The 3,062-nt window shown below is 58.4% G+C and carries 3 protein-coding genes; all 3 read left to right on the top strand.

Annotated elements, in window-relative coordinates; translation table 11 throughout:
• Positions 1-477 precede the first annotated feature (477 nt).
• The 3 genes from ACFQU0_RS20055 to ACFQU0_RS20045 all read left to right on the top strand — a co-directional run bounded on the left by ACFQU0_RS20055 (position 478) and on the right by ACFQU0_RS20045 (position 3,021).
• Entirely contained in the window at positions 478-756 is a 279-nt protein-coding gene (locus tag ACFQU0_RS20055; RefSeq protein ID WP_382203747.1) for a hypothetical protein, read from the top strand.
• Between the two features lie 124 nt (positions 757-880).
• On the top strand, positions 881-1,294 hold the full coding sequence (locus tag ACFQU0_RS20050) for a MerR family transcriptional regulator (protein ID WP_382203746.1): 414 nt from the start codon (positions 881-883) through the stop codon (positions 1,292-1,294).
• A 71-nt stretch (positions 1,295-1,365) separates the two neighbouring features.
• The gene (locus ACFQU0_RS20045; protein ID WP_382203744.1) at positions 1,366-3,021 is read left to right on the top strand and encodes a VIT domain-containing protein; all 1,656 of its coding nucleotides are present in this window, start codon (positions 1,366-1,368) and stop codon (positions 3,019-3,021) included.
• The last annotated feature ends 41 nt before the right edge of the window (positions 3,022-3,062 follow it).

Genomic DNA, 3,062 nt, shown 5'->3' with positions numbered 1-3,062 from the left:
CGGGTACGGCGGTCGTACTTTGGACATTTGCGACTCCTTGAACACAAAGAATGATGTGTCCACGGAACCCGGTCAACTCCAACTCCAGATACAGGTCTGGATGGGCTTTTCTTGGTTCGCGGCGTCCAGATGACGTAAGCCAGTTCCATAGTCGTGCCAGCAGTTCCATACTGTAGTAGTTCGCGGGTTTTGGTTTTACGACTCACGTGACGATTTAGACAGCAGCCCGCCCAATACTGCCGTTGGCAGTCGTTTGGGTCTGGCGCTGGCTGGCCGAACGGCTGAGGCAGTACGGGCAGACTTTTTCGTGTGCATCAGAGGGCAAAGGTAGAGAATTTTTACTTGAACTATCTTATGCTAGAAATGTCAGGGCCTTTGTCCCCGGTTCATGGGGTTCTTATCACGCTATACGTTTTGCAAGGTGCTTTTCTGCTCCAGTTGCCTCGCTAGTGCTCAACCACTTGTGGCGACATCGAGGTGCCCCGACACACCACCCACGCGGAGGTACGCCTCCAGCAGTGGGGCATCCGAGTAGAGGTGCTGGACTGCCTGCTGGCCTACGGGCGTCGTGAACACGACCACACTCACTGCGAAATCGCCGACTTCGACACTAAGCCGCTGGAGCGCATCCAGCACCATGAGGGTGCTCGTGCCGCGCAGCTGGCCAGTGACCACCGTGACGTGTATGCGGTCATCGACAGCGACTGCTGTGTCATTACGACTGGTCACCGTTTCCGCCGCATCCTGCGCGACTAAAGCCTGTCCTCCTTGCGTCCTGGTCGAGCACGGCGTCACCGCCAACTTCGCCGTTCAGCGGAACAGTCGGCGACGGCCTAAATAAACAGTAATAAAAACAGTAATGGTGTGCTAATATGAATTCATGGCCACCACCTACCTCATCAGCGAACTGTGCGCACTGGTTGATTTGCCAGTCCGCACCGTTCGTTACTACGTACAGCAAGGGTTGGTTGACCGGCCTGAGGGCGAGACCCGTGCGGCGCGCTACGGCGTCAAACAGCTCGAGCAACTGCAGCTCATCAAAAAGTGGACAACTGCCGGCCTGTCACTTGACCGCATACGTGAGCTTCTCAACGGAGAAGAGCCCGATGCGCCAGCCAGAAGCCGACGGCGGGGCACCCTGGAAGTCGTCAGCCGTTTGACGATTGCCGATGGTGTCGAGTTGGTCATCGAGCCAAGTCGCGCTGGACTCACACCTGAGCAGGTGCGCGAGTTCAGCCGCCAAGTGATGAGCCTTTACGACCAAGTCACGGGCCAGTTGCCTGGCTCTGTATGACTGTTTGCGCTGCAGGCGGTCTGCAAGCGCAGTGATTTCTTTTCCCGTCTTTGTAAGCTTGAAAGGTCGATATGCGAGATGCCTCTTTCACCACCGCCGACGGTCATGCGCTCCTGTTGGAAGGTGTCAAAGCCCAAGGCCGGGTCGTTGGCCGGATGCTCGACATGACCTTTGAGCAGCGCTTTCGCAATCCAGAGTCCACAAACGTCGAGGTGGTCTACACATTCCCGCTGCCCTGGCATGCGGTTCTGCTTGGTCTTGAAGTCGAGTTGAACGGCGAAGTGCTGATTGGCGCGGTACAGCGAAAGGTCAAGGCACGTGAAAAGTACGAGGAAGCCGTCTCTGAGGGTGACAGTGCCATTCTTGTCACCGTGAACCGAGACCGGACTTACACGCTTGAGTTGGGCAACCTGATGGCCAACGAACTCTGTGTTGTCCGTCTTCACTACGTCCAAGTGCTCCAGCCGGAGCAGGGCAGTCTTCGGTTGATGCTGCCCACCACGCTGGCACCTCGCTATGGGGATGCGGTGCGCGATGGTGGATACGAGCCGCATGCGGCTCCGGAAGTCAGTGCGACGGTTGAGTACCCGTTTGATATCCGGTTGGACATTCAGGGTGAGCTCGTTCACGCGCAAATCGGTTCGCCCAGCCACCCCGTGTCCATCCGCTCCATCCCGGCTGTGGGCATGAAAGAGCCGTTCATGACCCAGGTTCAGCTGGGCTCGAAGGCGTGGCTGGACCGTGACTTTGTATTGGTCTTTGACAAGCTGACCCCCAATAGCTTGGGGCTGGCTGCCTGGGACCGCCTCGACCCAGGTCTGGGCGTGGTCATGGCCAGCTTCACGCCCAAGCTGCCAACCCGCCAGAGCCTTCCTGTGACGATGAAAGTGCTGGTGGACTGCAGTGGCTCCATGAACGGCGACTCCATTCAAGCCGCCCGCAGTGCACTGCAAGCGGTGTTGAAAAGTCTGCGCGAGGGAGACCGCTTCAGTCTGAGCCGGTTTGGAGACACCGTAGAACACCGGTGCAAAGCGCTGTGGAAAGTCGCACCACCCTCTATGGCTGCCGCGCAGCGGTGGGCAGAACGGCTGGAGGCAGACCTCGGTGGGACAGAGATGAACAATGCCATCCTGTCGACGCTCGTCCTGCCAGGCGTTGCGAAGTCGGATGTGCTGCTCATTACCGACGGAGAGATACAGGCCATTGAGGCTGTCGTCGAGTCTGCGCAGCAGAGCGGCCACCGCTTCTTTGTGGTGGGTATCGGTTCGAGCGTGGCAGAGGGACTGCTCCGGCGACTGGCAGCCGAGACCGGAGGAAGTTGCGAGTTTGTGACTGCTGGAGAGCACGTCGAGGCAGCCATTCACCGGCTCTATTTGCGCATGCGCTCACCAACGGTGACTCAGGCTCGAGTGGCCTGGCCGGCTCACTGCCAGATTCACGCGGCATCGGACCTGCCCAAGAGTGTGTTTGATGGTGACGACATCACAGTGTTTGCACGACTGAACGCTCAGCAGGCTGAAGCGTTGACGGGTGAGGTGAAACTGCTAGGCAGCGTGGACGGCGTTCAGGGTGAGGTCTGCCTGGCTCAAATCACCCCGACATTCATTGCAGACGAGTCCAATACCCTGGCTCGACTGGCGGCGAGCCAGCGCTACTGGCAGCTCAAGAGCGGTGCAGAGGGTGTACCTGTTGATTTCCATCCAGAACTGACCCACCTTCACGGGTAATTTCCATCCAAATCTGACCCACGTAAGAACCCTAACCTGCT

Origin of the sequence: Hydrogenophaga defluvii (genome assembly GCF_042665235.1) — a bacterium.
In the GTDB taxonomy this organism is placed as follows: domain Bacteria; phylum Pseudomonadota; class Gammaproteobacteria; order Burkholderiales; family Burkholderiaceae_C; genus Hydrogenophaga; species Hydrogenophaga defluvii_A.
This window is presented reverse-complemented; position numbering and strand designations above follow the sequence as displayed.

Excerpts from the sequence above, each read along its gene's own strand:
- ACFQU0_RS20045 (WP_382203744.1), top strand. The coding sequence starts at position 1,366 with ATGCGAGATGCCTCTTTCACCACCGCCGACGGTCATGCGCTCCTGTTG.
- ACFQU0_RS20050 (WP_382203746.1), top strand. The coding sequence starts at position 881 with ATGGCCACCACCTACCTCATCAGCGAACTGTGCGCACTGGTTGATTTG.